Origin of the sequence: Guyparkeria hydrothermalis (genome assembly GCF_023555375.1) — a bacterium.
Classification (GTDB): domain Bacteria; phylum Pseudomonadota; class Gammaproteobacteria; order Halothiobacillales; family Halothiobacillaceae; genus Guyparkeria; species Guyparkeria hydrothermalis.
In genome coordinates, this window is record NZ_JAJSEE010000006.1 from 1 (window position 1) to 17,026 (window position 17,026).

At 65.5% G+C, this 17,026-nt stretch carries 18 protein-coding genes and 1 tRNA gene; 6 read left to right on the forward strand and 13 right to left on the reverse strand.

The features are described from left to right. Positions 1-84: 84 nt before the first annotated feature. Positions 85-969: a LysR family transcriptional regulator gene (locus tag LV475_RS08710; RefSeq protein WP_250106145.1), complete on the forward strand. Its 885-nt coding sequence runs from the start codon at positions 85-87 to the stop codon at positions 967-969. Between the two features lie 13 nt (positions 970-982). On the opposite strand, the gene LV475_RS08715 is transcribed toward LV475_RS08710, so the two are convergent. From LV475_RS08715 to LV475_RS08755, 9 genes are all read right to left on the reverse strand, one after another. Further along, a complete protein-coding gene (locus LV475_RS08715) occupies positions 983-1,414 on the reverse strand; it encodes a SufE family protein (protein ID WP_250106146.1) in 432 nt (143 codons plus the stop codon). A gap of 14 nt (positions 1,415-1,428) precedes the next feature. Next, the gene (locus LV475_RS08720) at positions 1,429-1,875 is read right to left on the reverse strand and encodes a HesB/IscA family protein (RefSeq protein WP_250106147.1); all 447 of its coding nucleotides are present in this window, start codon (positions 1,873-1,875) and stop codon (positions 1,429-1,431) included. A gap of 14 nt (positions 1,876-1,889) precedes the next feature. After that, entirely contained in the window at positions 1,890-2,228 is a 339-nt protein-coding gene (locus LV475_RS08725) for a Rieske (2Fe-2S) protein (protein ID WP_250106148.1), read from the reverse strand. 52 nt (positions 2,229-2,280) lie between these two features. Beyond that, positions 2,281-2,826, reverse strand: a complete 546-nt coding sequence (sufT, locus tag LV475_RS08730; RefSeq protein WP_136866090.1) for a putative Fe-S cluster assembly protein SufT — start codon at positions 2,824-2,826, stop codon at positions 2,281-2,283. A 16-nt stretch (positions 2,827-2,842) separates the two neighbouring features. Beyond that, positions 2,843-4,084 (reverse strand): aminotransferase class V-fold PLP-dependent enzyme, encoded by a 1,242-nt coding sequence (locus tag LV475_RS08735; RefSeq protein ID WP_136866091.1) that lies wholly within the window; start codon positions 4,082-4,084, stop codon positions 2,843-2,845. Next, positions 4,084-5,379: a Fe-S cluster assembly protein SufD gene (gene sufD, locus LV475_RS08740; protein ID WP_156573915.1), complete on the reverse strand. Its 1,296-nt coding sequence runs from the start codon at positions 5,377-5,379 to the stop codon at positions 4,084-4,086. The genes LV475_RS08735 and sufD overlap by 1 nt, the downstream gene beginning before the upstream one ends. Next, complete coding sequence (sufC, locus tag LV475_RS08745; protein WP_136866093.1) at positions 5,379-6,134, reverse strand: Fe-S cluster assembly ATPase SufC; 756 nt, start codon at positions 6,132-6,134, stop codon at positions 5,379-5,381. The genes sufD and sufC overlap by 1 nt, the downstream gene beginning before the upstream one ends. Before the next feature lie 61 nt (positions 6,135-6,195). Then, the gene (sufB, locus tag LV475_RS08750; RefSeq protein WP_136866094.1) at positions 6,196-7,668 is read right to left on the reverse strand and encodes a Fe-S cluster assembly protein SufB; all 1,473 of its coding nucleotides are present in this window, start codon (positions 7,666-7,668) and stop codon (positions 6,196-6,198) included. A gap of 72 nt (positions 7,669-7,740) precedes the next feature. Beyond that, a complete protein-coding gene (locus LV475_RS08755) occupies positions 7,741-8,256 on the reverse strand; it encodes an SUF system Fe-S cluster assembly regulator (RefSeq protein ID WP_197039037.1) in 516 nt (171 codons plus the stop codon). 274 nt (positions 8,257-8,530) lie between these two features. On the opposite strand from LV475_RS08755, the gene miaB reads away from it, so the two are divergent. The 5 genes from miaB (at position 8,531) to lnt (ending at position 13,968) form a co-directional block, all read left to right on the forward strand. Beyond that, positions 8,531-9,952 carry a tRNA (N6-isopentenyl adenosine(37)-C2)-methylthiotransferase MiaB gene (miaB, locus tag LV475_RS08760; protein WP_282097221.1) on the forward strand — a complete coding sequence of 474 codons (1,422 nt, stop codon included), beginning with the start codon at positions 8,531-8,533 and terminating at the stop codon, positions 9,950-9,952. Then, positions 9,952-10,920 carry a PhoH family protein gene (locus LV475_RS08765; RefSeq protein WP_136866095.1) on the forward strand — a complete coding sequence of 323 codons (969 nt, stop codon included), beginning with the start codon at positions 9,952-9,954 and terminating at the stop codon, positions 10,918-10,920. The genes miaB and LV475_RS08765 overlap by 1 nt, the downstream gene beginning before the upstream one ends. Continuing rightward, positions 10,917-11,402: an rRNA maturation RNase YbeY gene (gene ybeY, locus LV475_RS08770; protein WP_247709456.1), complete on the forward strand. Its 486-nt coding sequence runs from the start codon at positions 10,917-10,919 to the stop codon at positions 11,400-11,402. Before LV475_RS08765 ends, ybeY begins: the two co-directional genes overlap by 4 nt. 192 nt (positions 11,403-11,594) lie before the next feature. After that, positions 11,595-12,404 carry a CorC family transporter gene (locus LV475_RS08775; RefSeq protein WP_231505731.1) on the forward strand — a complete coding sequence of 270 codons (810 nt, stop codon included), beginning with the start codon at positions 11,595-11,597 and terminating at the stop codon, positions 12,402-12,404. A gap of 58 nt (positions 12,405-12,462) precedes the next feature. Continuing rightward, the gene (gene lnt, locus LV475_RS08780) at positions 12,463-13,968 is read left to right on the forward strand and encodes an apolipoprotein N-acyltransferase (protein WP_169303510.1); all 1,506 of its coding nucleotides are present in this window, start codon (positions 12,463-12,465) and stop codon (positions 13,966-13,968) included. A gap of 114 nt (positions 13,969-14,082) precedes the next feature. Here the strand turns inward: lnt and LV475_RS08785 are convergent. The 4 genes from LV475_RS08785 to LV475_RS08800 form a co-directional block, all read right to left on the reverse strand. Further along, a tRNA-Met gene (locus tag LV475_RS08785) sits at positions 14,083-14,159 on the reverse strand. 82 nt (positions 14,160-14,241) lie between these two features. Then, the gene (gene ychF / locus LV475_RS08790; RefSeq protein WP_136866098.1) at positions 14,242-15,336 is read right to left on the reverse strand and encodes a redox-regulated ATPase YchF; all 1,095 of its coding nucleotides are present in this window, start codon (positions 15,334-15,336) and stop codon (positions 14,242-14,244) included. A gap of 249 nt (positions 15,337-15,585) precedes the next feature. Then, positions 15,586-16,170, reverse strand: coding sequence for an aminoacyl-tRNA hydrolase (gene pth, locus LV475_RS08795; protein WP_136866099.1), 585 nt, complete (start codon positions 16,168-16,170; stop codon positions 15,586-15,588). A gap of 101 nt (positions 16,171-16,271) precedes the next feature. Further along, positions 16,272-16,931, reverse strand: coding sequence for a 50S ribosomal protein L25/general stress protein Ctc (locus LV475_RS08800; RefSeq protein WP_136866100.1), 660 nt, complete (start codon positions 16,929-16,931; stop codon positions 16,272-16,274). Positions 16,932-17,026: the final 95 nt, after the last annotated feature.

The following is a 17,026-nucleotide window of genomic DNA, read 5'->3' on the forward strand; positions in this document are numbered from 1 at the left end:
CGTCTGGCCGCGGTCGGATCCGACAGGCATGGCCTTGATGACCCCGGGATGGGTATAGTCCGGGTTTCCCCTTGAGGAGCGACGATGGACGATTTTCGCACCTGGCACTGGCTTGAGACGGTGATCGAGCTCGGCGGCTTGAAGCCCGCCTCCGAGCGGCTGCATCGCACCCCATCGACCATCAGTCACGCCATCAAGCAGCTCGAGCGCCGCATCGGGGTCACCCTGGTCGAAACCCGTGCCCGGCGCATCCAGCTGACCGAGGCCGGTTCGATCCTGCTCGAGCACATGCGCCCGCTGATCCGTGAACTCGAGGGCGTGCGGGGGGTGATCGAACAGTTCCGCGATACCGGCGCCTCGGTCATGCGACTGGCCGTCGACCAGGTGTTCCCGCACGACCGCCTTATCGCGGCGATGGAAACCTTCTCCACCGAGTATCCGCACACGCGGATCGAGTTGTTCGAAACGGTGCTGGGCGGGGGACCGGCGATGTTTCGCGACGGGGAAGTGGGCGTCTACCTGGGGCTTGAACCCGTCGGTGATCACACGGGGGTGCAGGTGGGGCGAGTGCGATTCGTGCCCTGTGTCGGCCCGAATCATCCTCTGGCGGAGATGGCCGCCGAGTTGCCCGATGACGAACGGCTCTCCGAGGGCCAGTTGCGGCAGCACCGACAGGTCGTCCTGCGCGATTCGCACCCGGAACGCAGCGCCAACGCCGGCTGGCTGGGCGCCGCGCAACGCATCACCGTCGATCACCTGCACACGGCGGTGGAATTGATGCGCTCGGGACTGGGCTTCGGCTGGCTTCCCGAGCACGAGGTCCGGACCGAAACGGATCTCGAGGTGCTGCCGGTCGACGACGGCCTGTGCCCCGAGGCCGCACTGATGCTCTATCGGCAACGCGACCTGATGGCGAGCCCGGCGCACCAGTGCATGATGGAATCCCTGGTCGATTCGGTCTCGAGGTAGGCTGTCCCGGGAATCAGGCGGCCGCGCGTTCGGCGGCGAGCTGGCGAATCTTCTCGATCATGTTGGACAGGCCCGTGGCCCGGTTGGCCGAGAGGTGCGCCGACAGACCGAGCTCGTCGATGAACGCCCCGTCGGTCGCGAGGATCTCATCGGCCGTGCGACCGGAATAGACGCGAAACAGCAGCGCGATCAGGCCATTGACGATCATCGCGTCACTGGTGCCGCGCAAGTCGAGGCGGTCGCCATCCCATTCGTAATCGAACCACACCTGCGACTGACAGCCATGGAACTTGTGCGCCTCGTCCTGCTTTTCGCACGGAAACGCGGGCATCTGCTTGCCCATGTCCATGATGTACTGGTAGCGCTCGGTCCAGTCGCCGAGAAAGGCGAATTCGTCCTTGAGCGCCTGGATCTCGGCGTCGATGCTGGGCGCCTGATCGGCCATGGGTAGCCTCCTGGTCAGTCGGTTTCGCGGACGGTGAAGCTCTCGCCGCAGCCGCAGCTGTCCTCGACGTTGGGGTTGTTCACGTGGAGCATGCGCGTCAGGCCGTCGACCACGTAGTCGAGTTCCGAGCCACGGATGGCATCGAGGCTCTGCGGGTCGGTGATGATCGGTATGCCGTCGCAATCGAACCACAGATCGTCATCGGCGACGTCGCGTGCCACGTCCATCACGTAGGCGAATCCGGAGCAGCCGGATTTCTTGATGCCCAGCCGCAGCCCCAGCGCCGTCGGATCGTCGGCGAACGTGCGCTCGAGGTGCTTGCGTGCCGCCTCGGTCATGGTCAGCCGCTGGCCCTCGGGCAGGGCAACGGCGCGTTGGCGGGCGGCCTCGATCGCCGCCGGGTCGACCGGGCTGACGGGCGTGTTGGAAACGGGTTGTGCGCTGTGCGTCTGAGCGGTCATGGACCACCTCCAGTTCAGCTGTCGCGCGGCGTCTTGGCGACAAAAATGGTGTCGTTTTCGACTCGAACATCGTAACAGTCGATCGGCTCGTAGGCCGGGGCCGAGAGTGCCTCGCCGTCCCGCAGGCAGAACTCGGCGTTGTGCCAAGGGCAGGTGATGATGTCCCCGTCCAGCGGGCCCTCGGAGATCGGCAGTTCCTGGTGGCTGCATTCGTCGGCCACGGCCAGGATCACGCCATCGGCGTTGACCACGAGGATGTCGACGTCCGGGCCTTCCACCACGCGGCGCTCGCCGGGAGCCAGCTCGCGCTGCTCACAGACCCGGATCCAGTTGTCGTCCATCGATTCACTCACGGTTCGGCTCTCAAGGGTTTGATTTTTCTTCGGTCGGTTCGTTCCGGTTCGGTCAGAACATGCCCGTGGCGAGTTTCGCCTCGTCGGACATCATCTCGCGGCTCCAGGGCGGGTCGAAGACCAGTTCCACCGCCGCTTCCTCGATGGTGGGGATCTCCATGATCCGCTGGTGGGCATCCGAGGCGATCACGCCACCCATGCCGCAGCCGGGGGCCGTCAGCGTCATGTCCACCTCGACGCGCCGACCGGAGACGGGCAGGGATTCGACCTTCACCTTGTAGACGAGCCCGAGGTCGACGATGTTGATCGGGATCTCGGGGTCGAACACGCCGCGCAGTTGATCCCAGACCATCTTCTCGACCTCCTCGTCGGAGGCGTTTTCCGGCAACTCGGGCTGCGGGGGCGGCTCCTTGCCCAGTGCGTCGGCATCCTTGCCCTCGACCCGGAGCAGATGGCCGCGTGCCTTGATGGTGAAGCTGCCGCCCAGGGCCTGCATCAGCTCGACGGGCGTGTCCTTGGAGGCAAGTACCTTCTGGCCCGAAGGGACCATGGTGCAGACCACGTCCCGGGCCAGGCGAATGCGTTCCATCGGTTCCACGGTTGGTTCTCCCGGTTCAGACGAGCATGTCGCGCACGCGGGCGACCGCGGCGACGAACTGGTCGATCTCGTCGAGTGTGTTGTAGAAGGCCGCCGAGGCGCGCGCGGTCCCCGCCGGTGCCTCGACGCATTGCATCAGCGGCATGGCGCAGTGATGGCCGGTGCGCACGGCAATACCCATCGAATCGAGCAGGGTGCCGATATCGTGCGGGTGGGCACCATCGATCAGGAACGAGACCACCGGCACCTTGTGCGCCGCCTGGCCAACGAGGCGCAGGCCGGGGATCTCGGCGAGTCCCTCGGTCATCCGCTGGAGCAGGGCGGCCTCGTGGCGCTCGATCGCAAGCCAGTCGAGCCCATCGGCCCATTCGAGGGCCGCGCCGAAGCCGATCGCGCCCTCGATATTGGGCGTCCCGGCCTCGAACTTCGACGGCGGCGGGGCGAAGCGTACGCCGTCGAAGCGGACCTCCTCGATCATGTCACCACCACCCAGGAACGGCGGCAGGCGATCGAGCCAGTCCCCGCGGGCGTACAGGGCGCCGACCCCACTGGGGCCGAAGACCTTGTGGCTCGAACAGGCGTAGAAGTTGCAGCCCAGCGCCTGCACGTCGACCGGCCCGTGCGGCAGGCCCTGCGCGCCGTCGACCAGCACGGGGATGCCGTGTGCCTGGGCGGTCTCGGCGATGCGGGCGACCGGATTGACCGTGCCCAGCGCGTTGGAGACATGGTTGACCGCAATCAGCCGCGTCTTGTCCGTGATCAGGCCGGGCAGGGCGTCGAGCTCGAGATCGCCCCGGTCGTTGACCGGAATGGTGCGAATCACGATGCCCTTGCGCTGACCGACCATCAGCCAGGGCACGATGTTCGCGTGGTGCTCGAGTTCGCTCAGGATCACCTCGTCGCCCGCCTGCCAGTCATCCGACAGCGAGTGGGCCAGGAGGTTGATCGCCTCGGTCACGCCACGCACGAACACGATTTCGCGCTCGCTCTCGGCATTGAGCGACCGGGCGATCCGGGCACGGGCGTTCTCGAACCGTTCGCTGGCTCGGGCGGAGAGCGTGTGCACGCCACGGTGGATATTGGCGTTGTCGCGCTCGTAGAACTCGCGGATGGTGTCGATCACCACCTGCGGCTTCTGCGTGGTGGCCGCGTTGTCGAGGTAGACCAGCGGCTTGCCGTGCACCTGCTGGTCGAGCGCCGGGAACTGGGCCCGGATCGACTCGACGTCGAACGGCTGGGTGCGACCGTCGTCCGTCATCACTCGGTCTCGTGGCCGGCGAGGTCCTGCTCGCCCAGGCGCTCTTCGAGGCGGATGCTCAGCCAGTCACGCAGCTCGACCAGCGGGATCTCGTCGATCACCTCCTGGGCAAAGCCGGCGATCAACAGGCCACGCGCCTCGGCCAGCGGCACGCCGCGCGTGCGCAGGTAGAACAGGGCTTCCTGGTCCAGCCGGCCGATGGTGGCGCCGTGCGAGCAACTGACGTCGTCGGCGTAGATCTCGAGCTCGGGCTTGGCGTCGATCTCCGCGTTGTCCGACAGGATCAGGTTGTTGCTCGACTGGTACGCCTCGATCCGCTGGGCGTCTTCCTCGATCAGGATGCGACCCTTGAAGATGCCGCGACCGGCGTCGTCGGCGATGGTGCGGTAGTGCTCGTTGCTGGTGGTGTCGGCGGCCGCGTGCGTGATGCGGGTGTGAGTATCCAGCACCTGCTTGCCGCGCGGCATCATCAGCCCGATCAGGTCGGTGTGCGCGCCGGAACCGCCGACATGGATGTCGTACTCGCGGCGAATCATCTGCCCGCCGAGCTGGACGTTGTAGCTGTGATAGCGGGCGTCGCGCTCGAGCGAGGCAAAGCTGCGCTCGGTCGCCAGACGCGAGGCACCGTCCAGGCCCAGGGCGATGTGCGTCAACGCGGCGTTGGCCGCGATGGTCGAGACGATCACGCTGTTGCGCCAGGCCGGCTGATCGCCGACGGTCTCGATGTGCTCGACCACCGTGGCCTTGGCGCTCTGGCCGAGGCGGACCAGCACGCGCGGATGGCTCATGACCGATTCGGTGGCGCCGTCGAGCCACTCGATCACGATCGGGCGCTCGATGGTGGCGTTGGCCGCGACGTCGATCACGACGCCCTCGCGGGCCATGGCCGTGTTCAGGGTGACCAGCGCGTCGTTGGGGTTCTCCACGCTCGGGGCCGGCTTGGGCGAGAAGGCCGCCTGACGGGTCGCTTCGTCGGCATCCGCCAGGGCGGTCAGGGTCAGGCCCTCGGGCGCGTCGTTCGGCACGCCCTGGAACACGCCGTCGATGAAGCGCAGGCGCAGCGGGTTGTCGAGCGGCAGGCGGATGGCCGGCTCGATGTCGGCACCGACGCCGGCCGGGGCGCTGAAGTTGCCGCGCTGGATCGCGCGGATGTTGGTCCAGCGCCATTCCTCGTCACGCAGGCCGGGCAGGCCGAGCGTCTCGACCTGCTCGCGCGCGGTGCGGGCGATGGTTGCCGGGGCCGCCGCCGTCTGCGGCAAGGCCGTCTTGAGCCAATCGGGAAGCCCTTGGCGCATCACGATGCCTCCTCGAGAATCTCCTGGTAACCCTCGGCTTCCAGGCGGTGGGCGAGGGTCTTGTCACCGGACTTGATGATCTTGCCCTTGTAGAGGACGTGGACGAAGTCCGGCTCGACGTAGTTGAGCAGGCGCTGGTAGTGCGTCACCAGGATGATGCCGCGCTCCTCGCCACGCATGCGGTTGATGCCCTCGGAGACCACCTTGAGCGCGTCGATGTCGAGGCCCGAATCGGTCTCGTCGAGCAGCGCAAGCTTGGGCTCGAGCAGCAACATCTGCAGGATCTCGTTGCGCTTCTTCTCGCCGCCGGAGAAGCCCGCGTTCACGCCGCGGTGCAGGAAGGCGTCGTCCATGTCCATGGAGGCAACCAGCTCGCGCACCTGCTTCATGAAGGTGAAGGTGTCGATCTCGTCGAGACCCTGCGCCTCGCGCTTGGCGTTCAATGCCTCCTTCAAGAGGTAGATGTTCTTGACGCCCGGGATCTCGACCGGGTGCTGGAAGCCCAGCAGCATGCCGGCCACGGCGCGTTCCTCGGTCTCCATTTCCAGGAGATCGTGGCCGTCGAAGGTGATCGTGCCTTGCGTGACCTCGTAGCCGTCACGGCCGCCCAGCACGTGACAGAGCGTGCTCTTGCCCGAGCCGTTCGGCCCCATGATGGCGTGGACTTCGCCGGCGTTGATGCTCAGGTTGATCCCCTTGAGGATCTCCTTGCCATCGATTTCGGCGTGCAGGTTCTTGATTTCGAGAAGCGCCATGTTGATAAGCCTCAATAGATTGTTCGGGTAACCGGTTGGTAATTCGTCGCGTTGCCGCGGGTCAGCCCACGGAGCCTTCGAGCGACACGGCCAGCAGGGCCTGCGCCTCGACGGCGAATTCCATCGGCAGTTCGTTGAATACGTCCTTGCAGAAGCCGCTGACCACCATGTTCATCGCGTCTTCCTCGGACAGCCCGCGCGAGCGCAGGTAGAACATCTGGTCGTCGCTCACCTTGGAGGTGGTCGCCTCGTGCTCGACCTGCGCGCTGGCGTTCTTCGCCTCGATGTACGGGAAGGTGTGCGCGCCGCAGCGATCGCCGATCAGCAGCGAATCGCACTGGGTGAAGTTGCGCGCGTCCGTCGCGGTCTTGCCGATGTGCACCAGCCCGCGGTAGGCGTTCTCCGCGCGGCCGGCGGAAATGCCCTTGGAGACGATCGTCGACCGGGTGCGCTTTCCCAGATGGATCATCTTGGTGCCCGAGTCGATCTGCTGGTAGTTGTTGCCCACCGCGACCGAGTAGAACTCGCCGACCGAGTCGTCGCCCTTCAGCACGCAGCTCGGGTACTTCCAGGTAATCGCCGAGCCGGCCTCGACCTGTGTCCAGGTGATCTTGGAGCGATCGCCACGGCACTCGCCACGCTTGGTGACGAAGTTGTAGATGCCGCCACGGCCTTCCTCGTCGCCCGGGTACCAGTTCTGGACGGTGGAGTACTTGATCTCGGCATCGTCGAGTGCGACCAGCTCGACCACGGCCGCGTGCAGCTGGTTCTCGTCGCGTTGCGGGGCCGTGCAACCCTCGAGGTAGCTGACCGAGGCGCCTTCCTCGGCGATGATCAGCGTGCGCTCGAACTGGCCGGTGTTCTTCGCGTTGATGCGGAAGTAGGTGGACAGCTCCATCGGGCATTTGACGCCCTTGGGGACGTAGACGAACGACCCGTCGGAGAACACCGCCGAGTTCAGGGCGGCGAAGAAGTTGTCGCCCTGCGGCACGACGGTGCCGAGGTACTGCTTGACCAGCTCGGGATGGTTCTCGACCGCCTCGGAGAACGAGCAGAAGATCACGCCGGCCTCGGCGAGCTTCTCCTTGAACGTGGTGGTGACCGAGACCGAATCGAACACGGCGTCGACCGCCACGTTCGCGCCCTTGACGCCGGCGAGTGCGGCCCGCTCATGCAGCGGGATGCCGAGCTTCTCGTAGGTCTCCAGGAGCTTCGGGTCGACGTCGTCGAGCGACTCGGGCGCCTCGGCGTCGAGCTCTTCCTGGCTCTTGGGCGCGGCGTAGTAGGACAGTGCCTGGTAGTCGATCTTCGGGTAGTGGACGTGGGCCCACTCCGGCTCGGTCATCTTCTTCCACTGGCGGAACGCCGACAGGCGCCACTCAAGCATGAACTCCGGCTCGTTCTTCTTGGCCGAGATCATGCGCACCACGTCCTCATCGAGGCCGGGTGGGATGATTTCCTGCTCGATGTCGGTCGTGAAACCGTACTTGTACTCGCGCTTGACGAGTTGTTCGAGTTCCTGTGTTTCGGTCATGTCGTTGTCACCTGGTCGAAGGCTGGTGGCCGGGCGGGTGCCCGCCCGGCGGTGTTCGTGTTCTCGATTCGTTCAGGACGCGTCTCGACGCGTGCCGGCCTCGGCGTCCTTGAGCTCGCCGCCGCGCGAACGCTCGTACCAGACCGGCACCTGGGTCGTCGCCTGGCTGCCCACGGGACGCGTCATGTCCGCCAGCGTGGTGGCATCGAGCAGGGCATGCACGCCCCGGTTGATCGCCTCCCAGTGGGGTCGGACCGCGCAGTCACCCTGCATCGAGCAGTCGTGGTCCGGTCGAAAGCAGTCGGTCATCGCGATCGGGCCGTCGATGGCCTCGATGATCTCGGCCAGCGTGATCTCGGCGGCCGGACGGGCCAGAAAGTACCCGCCGCTGCGGCCCTGGCGCGACTGCACGATCCCCTCGCCATTGAGCAGTTTCAACAGCTTGCCGACCGTCGGCATGTTGATGCCGGTGCGCTCGGCCAGGGCGCGGGCATTGGCGCGCTGCTCGCTCGGCTTTCCGCGCGGATCGCCGGCGAGTGCCGTCAACAGCACGATCGCGTAATCGCTCAGTCGGCTGATTTTCAACATGCCTGCCTCCGCGGATGGCGGTCCGGTGGCCCGGTTGCCGGACCGGTCTGCCAACTCGAAAGTGGTCGACCACGCCCACGGCACCGGGAATAAGTGGCTTAAAAGTACTAAACCGGTACGGTTTTTTCAAGCATAACGACCGCTCACGGAGTCCGGGTGTCGACACACACGGGCAGAAGGGGGTAAACCCTTGTCCCCACTTCGGTTTGGCGGCGTTTTCTGCTATCTTTCATCCCCTTTTTTCGACAGCCGGAATGACGAGGAATTCGTTCACGTGACGACGACAGCCACCCACCAGACATCCGTGCCCACCGATGGCGCCGGCAAGCGGCTCTTCATCAAGACCTGGGGTTGCCAGATGAACGAGTACGATTCGGCGAAGATGGCCGACGTGCTCGGCGTGTCGCGCGGGTTCCATCCGGTGAGTGACCCGGCCGAGGCCGACGTGATCCTGCTCAACACCTGCTCGATCCGCGAGAAGGCGCAGGAAAAGGTGTTTTCCCAGCTCGGCCAGTGGCGTCCGCTCAAAGAAAAGAACCCCGACCTGATCATCGGCGTCGGCGGATGCGTCGCGAGCCAGGAAGGCGAGGCGATCCGTGACCGCGCCCCGTACGTCGACATCGTCTTCGGCCCGCAGACCCTTCACCGCTTGCCCGAGATGGTCGCGGTGGTGGAGGCCGAGCGCACGCCGGTGGTCGACATCTCCTTCCCTGAGATCGAGAAGTTCGACAACCTGCCGGACCCACGCGCCGACGGCCCGGTGGCCTTCGTCTCGATCATGGAAGGCTGCTCGAAGTACTGCACCTTCTGCGTGGTGCCCTACACCCGGGGCGAGGAGATCTCGCGCCCGTTCGACGACGTCGTGGCCGAGGTGGCCGATCTGGCCGAGCAGGGCGTGCGCGAGGTGAACCTGCTGGGTCAGAACGTCAACGCCTACCAGGGGCCGATGCACGACGGGCAGATCGCGGACCTCGCTTTGCTGATCGAGGTCATCGCCCAGATCGACGGCATCGACCGCATCCGCTTCACCACCTCGCACCCGGTCGAGTTCACCGACCGCCTGATCGAGGCCTACCGCAACGTGCCGGAACTGGCGAGCTTCCTGCACCTGCCGGTGCAATCGGGGTCTGACCGCGTGCTGGCGCTGATGAAGCGCGGCCACATGGCAATGGAATACAAGTCGAAGATCCGCAAGCTGCGCGAGGCGCGCCCGGGCATCTCGATCTCCTCGGACTTCATTGTCGGCTTCCCCGGCGAGACCGATCACGACTTCGAGCAGACGATGAAGCTGATCGAGGAGATCGGTTTCGACCATTCCTTCTCGTTCATCTACAGCGCGCGGCCGGGCACGCCGGCCTCCAACCTGCCGGACGACCAGCCCGAGGAGGTCAAGAAGGCCCGCCTCAAGCGCCTACAGTCGCGCATCACTGAGTTCGAGCAGGAGATCTCCCAGTCGATGCTCGGCACCACGCAGACCGTACTGGTGCAGGGGCCGTCCAAGAAGGACCCCAACGAGCTGATGGGCAAGACCGAGAACAATCGCAGCGTGATCTTCCGCGGCCGGCCGGGCCTGGTGGGGCTGTTCGTGGATCTCGAGATCACGCAGGTCAACCCCAACTCGCTGCGTGGCGAGTTCATCGACATCCATCCGACCGACCGTGAGCGCGCCAAGGCGCGCAACCTGGTGGCAGCGTAATGGTGGACACGCAAGCCGAACGCCTCGAATTCGCCCTGGAGCCGGCCGACAACGAGCGGCTGGCCAACCTCGCGGGCACCTTCGACGAGCATCTGCGCATGATCGAGCGTCGACTGGGCGTGGAGATCAATCACCGCGGCAATCTGTTCGCGGTGATCGGACCGGCCGCGGTCGCCGGCCAGGTGGAGACCCTGCTCGCCGACCTGTACAAGCTCAGCGAAAGCCAGGTGATCGATCCCGAGCGGGTCAATCTGGGCATGCAGCAGGCCGGCATGGAAGAGGCGCCCCCGCCGCCGGGCGACGAGGTGATGATCAAGACCCTGCGCGGCATCGTCCGCGGCCGAGGCAACCGGCAGGTGCAATACCTCAAGGCGATCCGCGAGTCGGATCTCAACTTCGGTATCGGCCCGGCGGGTACCGGCAAGACCTATCTCGCCGTGGCCAGCGCGATCGATGCCTTTGAGCGCGGCCAGGTCCAGCGCATCGTGCTGGTGCGCCCGGCGGTGGAAGCGGGCGAGAAGCTGGGCTTTCTGCCTGGCGATCTGGCGCAGAAGATCGACCCGTACCTGCGCCCGATGTACGACGCGCTCTACGAGATGATGGGCTTCGACAAGGTCAACCGCCTGATCGAGCGCAACGTGATCGAGGTCGCGCCGCTAGCCTTCATGCGCGGACGCACGCTCAACGAGTCGTTCGTGATCCTCGACGAGGCGCAGAACACCAGCATCGAGCAGATGAAGATGTTCCTCACCCGCATCGGGTTCGGCACCTCCGCGGTGGTCACCGGCGACATCACCCAGGTCGACCTGCCCAAGGGGGTGACCTCGGGCTTGCGACACGCGATCGACATGCTCAGTGAGGTGGAAGGCGTGCAGTTCACGTTTTTCCAGAGCCGCGACGTGGTGCGTCACCCGCTGGTCAAGCGCATCATCGATGCCTACGAAAGCCGGGGACGGGCGACCGATTGAACGCCCGCGTCTCGATCGACCGACAGCGCGCCTGCCAGGCACGATGCCCGTCCCGGGAGACGCTGACGCGCTGGGTCGCGCAAACCCTCGACGAACTGGACGCGCAAGGGCCGGGTGAGGGCGAGGTGACGGTGCGCTACGTCGAGCCCGGGGAGAGCCGGGAGCTGAACGCGCAGTTTCGCCACAAGGATCGACCGACGAACGTGCTGTCCTTCCCGGCCGCGGATGAACCGGGCGAGCTGATGACGCTGCCCGGCTCCGATCGTCCCTACCTGGGAGACCTGGTCATCTGCCCGGCGATCGTCGAGCGCGAGGCGGCCGAGCAGGGCAAGAGTCGGCGCGCGCATCACGCCCACATGGCGGTTCATGGGATTTTGCACCTGTTGGGCTATGATCACCTCACCGATGAGGAGGCCGAGCGGATGGAATCGATCGAGATTCGCGTGCTCGCCTCGCTGGGTTACCCCGATCCCTATGCCTGACTTGCCACACCGTTGCGACCGGTGAAAGCGTGTAGCGGGTCGGGTTGATCCATTTGATTTTCCTCACCTTTATCCCTTCTGAAAAAGAGCCCCATGGAAGACGAACCTCCTAGTACGGACTCGCCGCGCGGGTCCCTGTTGCAACGCGTAAAGCAACGCCTCTGTCCCTGTGAAATCCGGTCGGTCGACCAGATGAAGTCCCTGGTCCGCCAGGCGACGGAAACCGAGGTGTTCCCCGTGTCGACCGGCGGATTGATCGACTCGGTGCTGGATTTCCACGATCTGCGCGTACGCGACGTCATGGTGCCGCGTGGCCAGATGGACGTGATCGAGGAGGGCACCACGCTGCCGCAACTCCTCTCGGCCGCGATCGAGACCGGCCATTCCCGTTACCCCGTCATCCGCAGCAACCGCGACGAGGTGATCGGCATCCTGCTGGTCAAGGAACTGCTGCGTTTCTATGCCAATTCGCAGGAGCAGGGTGGGGACGAGACCGGTTTCGACCTGCTCTCGCTGGTCCGTACCCCGATGTTCGTACCGGAAAGCAAGCGCCTTGATGCCTTGCTCGCCGAATTCCGTCTGACCCGCACGCACATGGCCATCGTCCTGGACGAGTTCGGTGGAGTGGCCGGTCTGGTGACCATCGAGGACGTGCTCGAGGAGATCGTCGGTGACATCGACGACGAGTTCGATGTCGAGGAGCGGGTGAACATTCGCCAGCAGGCGCCGCGACGCCACACCGTTCGCGCGTTGACGCCGATCGGCGAGTTCAACGAGGTGTTCGGCACCGACTTCTCGGACGACGAGTACGACACCATCGGCGGCTTGGTATCCAACACGTTGGGCCACCTGCCGCGCCGCGGCGAGGTCGCCCGTCTGGGCGAGTACGAGTTCAAGGTCCTCGGGGCCGACCGGCGCCGTCTGCACCTGCTGCTGGTGACCAAGCTCGACTTCGAACCGAGCGAGGACGCGGATGGCGCATCGGCCAGCGACGAGGGCTGACCGGGCAGCGGGAGACGGTGCGGCGACCGGGTCGACTCCGGTTGCCATCCCGGACCGGTTGAACGGTTGGCTCGGCAGCCTGCTGGCGCTGCTTGCCGGCGCGTCCCTGGTACTGGCCTTCGCGCCGTTTGAATTCTGGCCGGCCGCCATCCTGGCGCCGGCCGCCCTGTTTGGGCTCATCCGTCGATGCACGCCGGGTCGTGCATTCCGACTGGGATGGTGGTTCGGGCTGGGCCAGTTCGGTCTCGGCGTGAGCTGGGTCTACGAGAGTTTCACCCTGTTCGGCGGTATCGTCGCCCCGTTGGCCGTCCTGGTCACTTCACTGTTCGTGATGGGCCTGGCGTTCTACCCGGCCGTCTCTGCCTGGCTGGCCGTGCGTGTCACCCGTCGAGGCCAGTGGCCGGCGCGCGCCGCGGCGTTCGCCGCCAGCTGGGTCCTGATCGAGGCCCTGCGCGCCTGGCTCTTTGGCGGGTTTCCCTGGCTCAACCTGGGGATCAGCCAGGTGGACGGGCCGTTGGTCGGCTGGCTGCCCATCGTGGGCGAGTACGGTGTCAGCGCGATCCTGCTCGTGCTCGCCGTGGCGGTGTGGCGTGTCGTGAGCCAACTGGGGTCTCACGGGCCGGATTGGCGTCGCTGGGTGGGGCCGGTCGCGCTGATTTCCGCCGTCTTGCTGGCCTCCTTGCCGCTGCAGCGCGCCGAGTGGTCGCAGCCGAACGGCTCGCCACTGACTGTCGGGCTGGTGCAGGGCAACATTGCGCAGATGCAGAAGTTCGACCCGGCGTTCTTCCAGCGCACGCTCTCGATCTACCGCGACCTGACCGCGTCGTTGCCGGCAGTGGATCTGATCGTGTGGCCGGAAACCGCGATTCCGCGGGTGATCGGCGATCTTCCCGACCTTCGCGCCGAGCTCGACGCGCTTGCCAACGACCGCGACGCCACGCTCCTTGCCGGCACCTTCACGCGTGATGCCGCCGGTCGCTATTACAACGCGCTGCTGGGTTTCCCCGGGTCGTCGGGCGAGTACCGAAAGCGCCACCTGGTGCCGTTCGGCGAGTACTTCCCGTTACGCGGTCTGATCGAGCGCATGCCATGGCTCTTCGAGGTCCCGATGTCCGACCTGAGCCCTGGGCCGTCGGACCAGGCACCGTTGCGTGTCGATGGCGTGATGCTGGGCGCGTCGATCTGTTTCGAGGCGGACTTCTCCCGTGACATCCGCGCCACCATCCCCACCGCCGACGTGTTGGTGACCGTGTCGAACGACTCCTGGTTCGGCGATAGCTTCTCACCGCACCAACATCTGCAAATGGCAAGGGCCCGTGCCATCGAGTTCCAGCGCCCGTTGGCACGCGCGACCAACACCGGCATTTCCGCGATCATCGATACGAACGGTCGTGTCCGGGAAATCCTGGGGACCGGCGAGCAGGGCGTGCTGACGGCCGAGCTGCAGCCCCGCCGGGGCAACACGCCCCTGGCCCTTACGGGTGCCTGGCCCGTACTGGGCTTGATGTTGCTCGTGCTCGCCGTGGCGGGATGGCGGTCGAGGGCGATGAGCAGGCCGGGCTGAGCCGACCACTTGTCAGGCGAGCCCGCGTAACGCTCGTATCGAATTGTCCAGAAACGAAAAACCCCCGCCATCCGGCGGGGGTTTCGTGATTCCATCGCAAGGTGAAATCGGGTCTGGTGGCTATGGGTGGATTCGAACCACCGACTCCGGCATTATGAGTGCCGTGCTCTAACCAGCTGAGCTACATAGCCAAGCGAGGCGCGCATTATCGGGATTCCCCGGGGGCTTGTCAACCCTGTCCGCGCGCCTTTTCACGCGGAATTTGTCGTCCGCTCAGACGTTGAAGCGGAAGTGCACGATATCCCCTTCGTGCATGACGTAGTCCTTGCCTTCCAGGCGCCATTTGCCGGCCTCCTTGGCCCCCTGTTCGCCACCACAGGCGACGAAGTCCTCGTAGGCGACCACCTCGGCGCGGATGAACCCCTTCTCGAAGTCCGTGTGGATCACGCCGGCCGCCTGCGGGGCGGTCATGCCGCGCTTGATCGTCCAGGCACGCACCTCCTTCACCCCGGCGGTGAAGTAGGTCTGCAGTCCGAGCAGGTCGTAGCCGGCGCGGATCACGCGATCGAGCCCCGGCTCCTCGAGGCCCATCTCCTCGAGGAACATCGCCTTGTCGTCCCCCTCGAGATCGATCAGCTCGGCCTCGGTGGTCGCGCAGACGGGAACCACGGTGGCGTCCTCGCGCGCGGCAAGCTCGCGCACCTGGTCGAGGAACGGATTGTTCTCGAACCCGTTCTCGTCGACGTTGGCGATGAACATCAGCGGCTTGGCGGTGAGCAGGTGCAGGTCGTGGAGCAGGGCGAGCTTGTCGGCCTCGAGCTTCATGGAACGGACCGAGTGACCCTCGTCGAGCACTTCCGCGACCTGCTTGACCAGCTCGAGCTTGGCCGCGGCGTCCTTGTTCTGCCCGGACTTGGTCTGCTTGGTCAGCCGATCGACTGCCTTCTGCACGGTGTCGAGGTCGGCGAGCGCCAGTTCGGTGTTGATCACCTCGATGTCGGCGGCCGGGTCGACCTTGCCGGCGACGTGGACGACGTCGTCATTGGCAAAGCAGCGCACGACCTGAACGATGGCATCGGTCTCGCGGATGTTCGCGAGGAACTGGTTGCCCAGGCCCTCGCCCTTGGAGGCGCCGGCCACCAGCCCGGCAATGTCGACGAACTCCATGCTGGTGGGGATGACCCGCTCGGGCTTGACGATCTGGGCGAGGGTGTCGAGGCGCGGGTCGGGCACCGCCACCACGCCGACGTTCGGCTCGATGGTGCAGAACGGGTAGTTGGCGGCCTGGATGCCGGCCTTGGTCAGTGCATTGAACAGGGTGGACTTGCCGACGTTGGGCAGGCCCACGATGCCACAGTTGAAACCCATAGGGACTCCGTTGATTCAATGTTTAGGGAAGGTCTGCACGATTGCGATGGCATCTCTGGCCCGCGGGTTTGTTCGCTTTTCTGGCGCCGGACCGAAGACGGGCTCATTGCCCGTCGAGGGACGGCAACGACGAGTGCGGACAAACCCGCGAGCCCCGTCCGGGCGGGCCTCCAAAGACGTCATCGAATCGTGCAGACCTTCCTTAGGCGCGGCCGGGCAGGGCGGCCGCGGAATGTGTGTGCCGCCCTCTCAGGAGGACGGCCGATAGCTGTTGATGGCCTGCATCAATGCCGGTTCGTCGGCACGGACCAGGTCGGGCGCCAGGTGACGGATCTCGATCACGGCATCGTCGATCAGTCGGCGTTCGTCAGGCGGGGCACTGGTGAGCACGTAGCCGACCACGGCGTCTCGGTGCCCCGGGTGTCCCACGCCGATACGCAGGCGCCAGAAATTCGCGCTGCCCAGGGCCGCCTGGATGTCCTTGAGGCCATTGTGACCCCCGTGACCACCGCCGCATTTCAGCCGCAGGCGGCCGGGCGGCAGGTCGAGCTCGTCGTGGATCACGAGGATCTCTTCCGGGGCGATCTTGAAGAACTGAGCCAGCGGTCCGACCGACTGGCCCGAACGGTTCATGAACGTGTCCGGGCGCAGTAGCCGCAGGTCGACACCATCAACCATCACGCGGGCGACCGATCCCTTGAACTTGCGCTCTTCGGCCCAGTGGCCGCCCAGCGTCGCCGCAATCGCATCCACGGCCCAGAAGCCGGCGTTGTGACGCGTGTTGTCGTACTTCTGCCCGGGATTACCCAGTCCCACGATCAGCTTGATACTCATGGGCGCGGATTATCGCATAGCCGAACGCGCTGCTCGCCGGGGTCAAACGAAAAAACCCCGATCAATCGATCGGGGTCGGTCGAGCATCGAGGCAGGGAAGATCAGGCTTCTTCGTCGCCTTTCTCTTCCTCGCCGCCGGTCTCGGCCTGTTGCTCTTCCTCTTCCGGCTCCTTCTCCACCTTCGGCGGGTGGATGGCAACGACGGCGACGTCGTGCTCTTCACCCAGGGCCAGCTCCGGAATGGCGATGCCTTCCGGCAGCTTGATCTCGGACAGGTGGATGGACTCGTTCACGTCCAGGTCGGCCAGATCGATGGTGAGGTATTCCGGCAGCTGACGCGGCAGGCACTCGATCTCGATCTCGTTGTGGATGACGCTGATGACGCCGCCGGCCTTCGCGCCTTTGCTCTCTTCGCGATTGTCGAAGTGCAGCGGCACGTGCATACGCATCTTCTGACCACGGGTGATGCGCTGGAAGTCGGCGTGCAGCACGACGGTGGTCTTGTACGGGTGGCGGTGCAGGTCACGCAGGACCACCTCGTCGGTCTCGCCGTCGACATTGAGCTCGAGGATATGTGAGAAGAACGCCTCGTGGTCGAGGTGCTTCAGGAGCTCGTTATGGTTGATGGTCAGCGAGACCGGCGGCTTCTTGCCACCGTAGACGATTGCCGGGATGTTCCCTTCGCGACGCAGGCGGCGGCTCGCACCTTTCCCCAGGTCATCGCGAACGGACGCTTCAATCTTGAAAGTTTCTTGAGACATGATTGGGTCCACTCCAGAAATGAAAACCGCCGGGGCGACTCGAGGCCGACTCCCGGCGTCTGATGTACGGCTGCGGCCCGCGACCAAGCCCACAA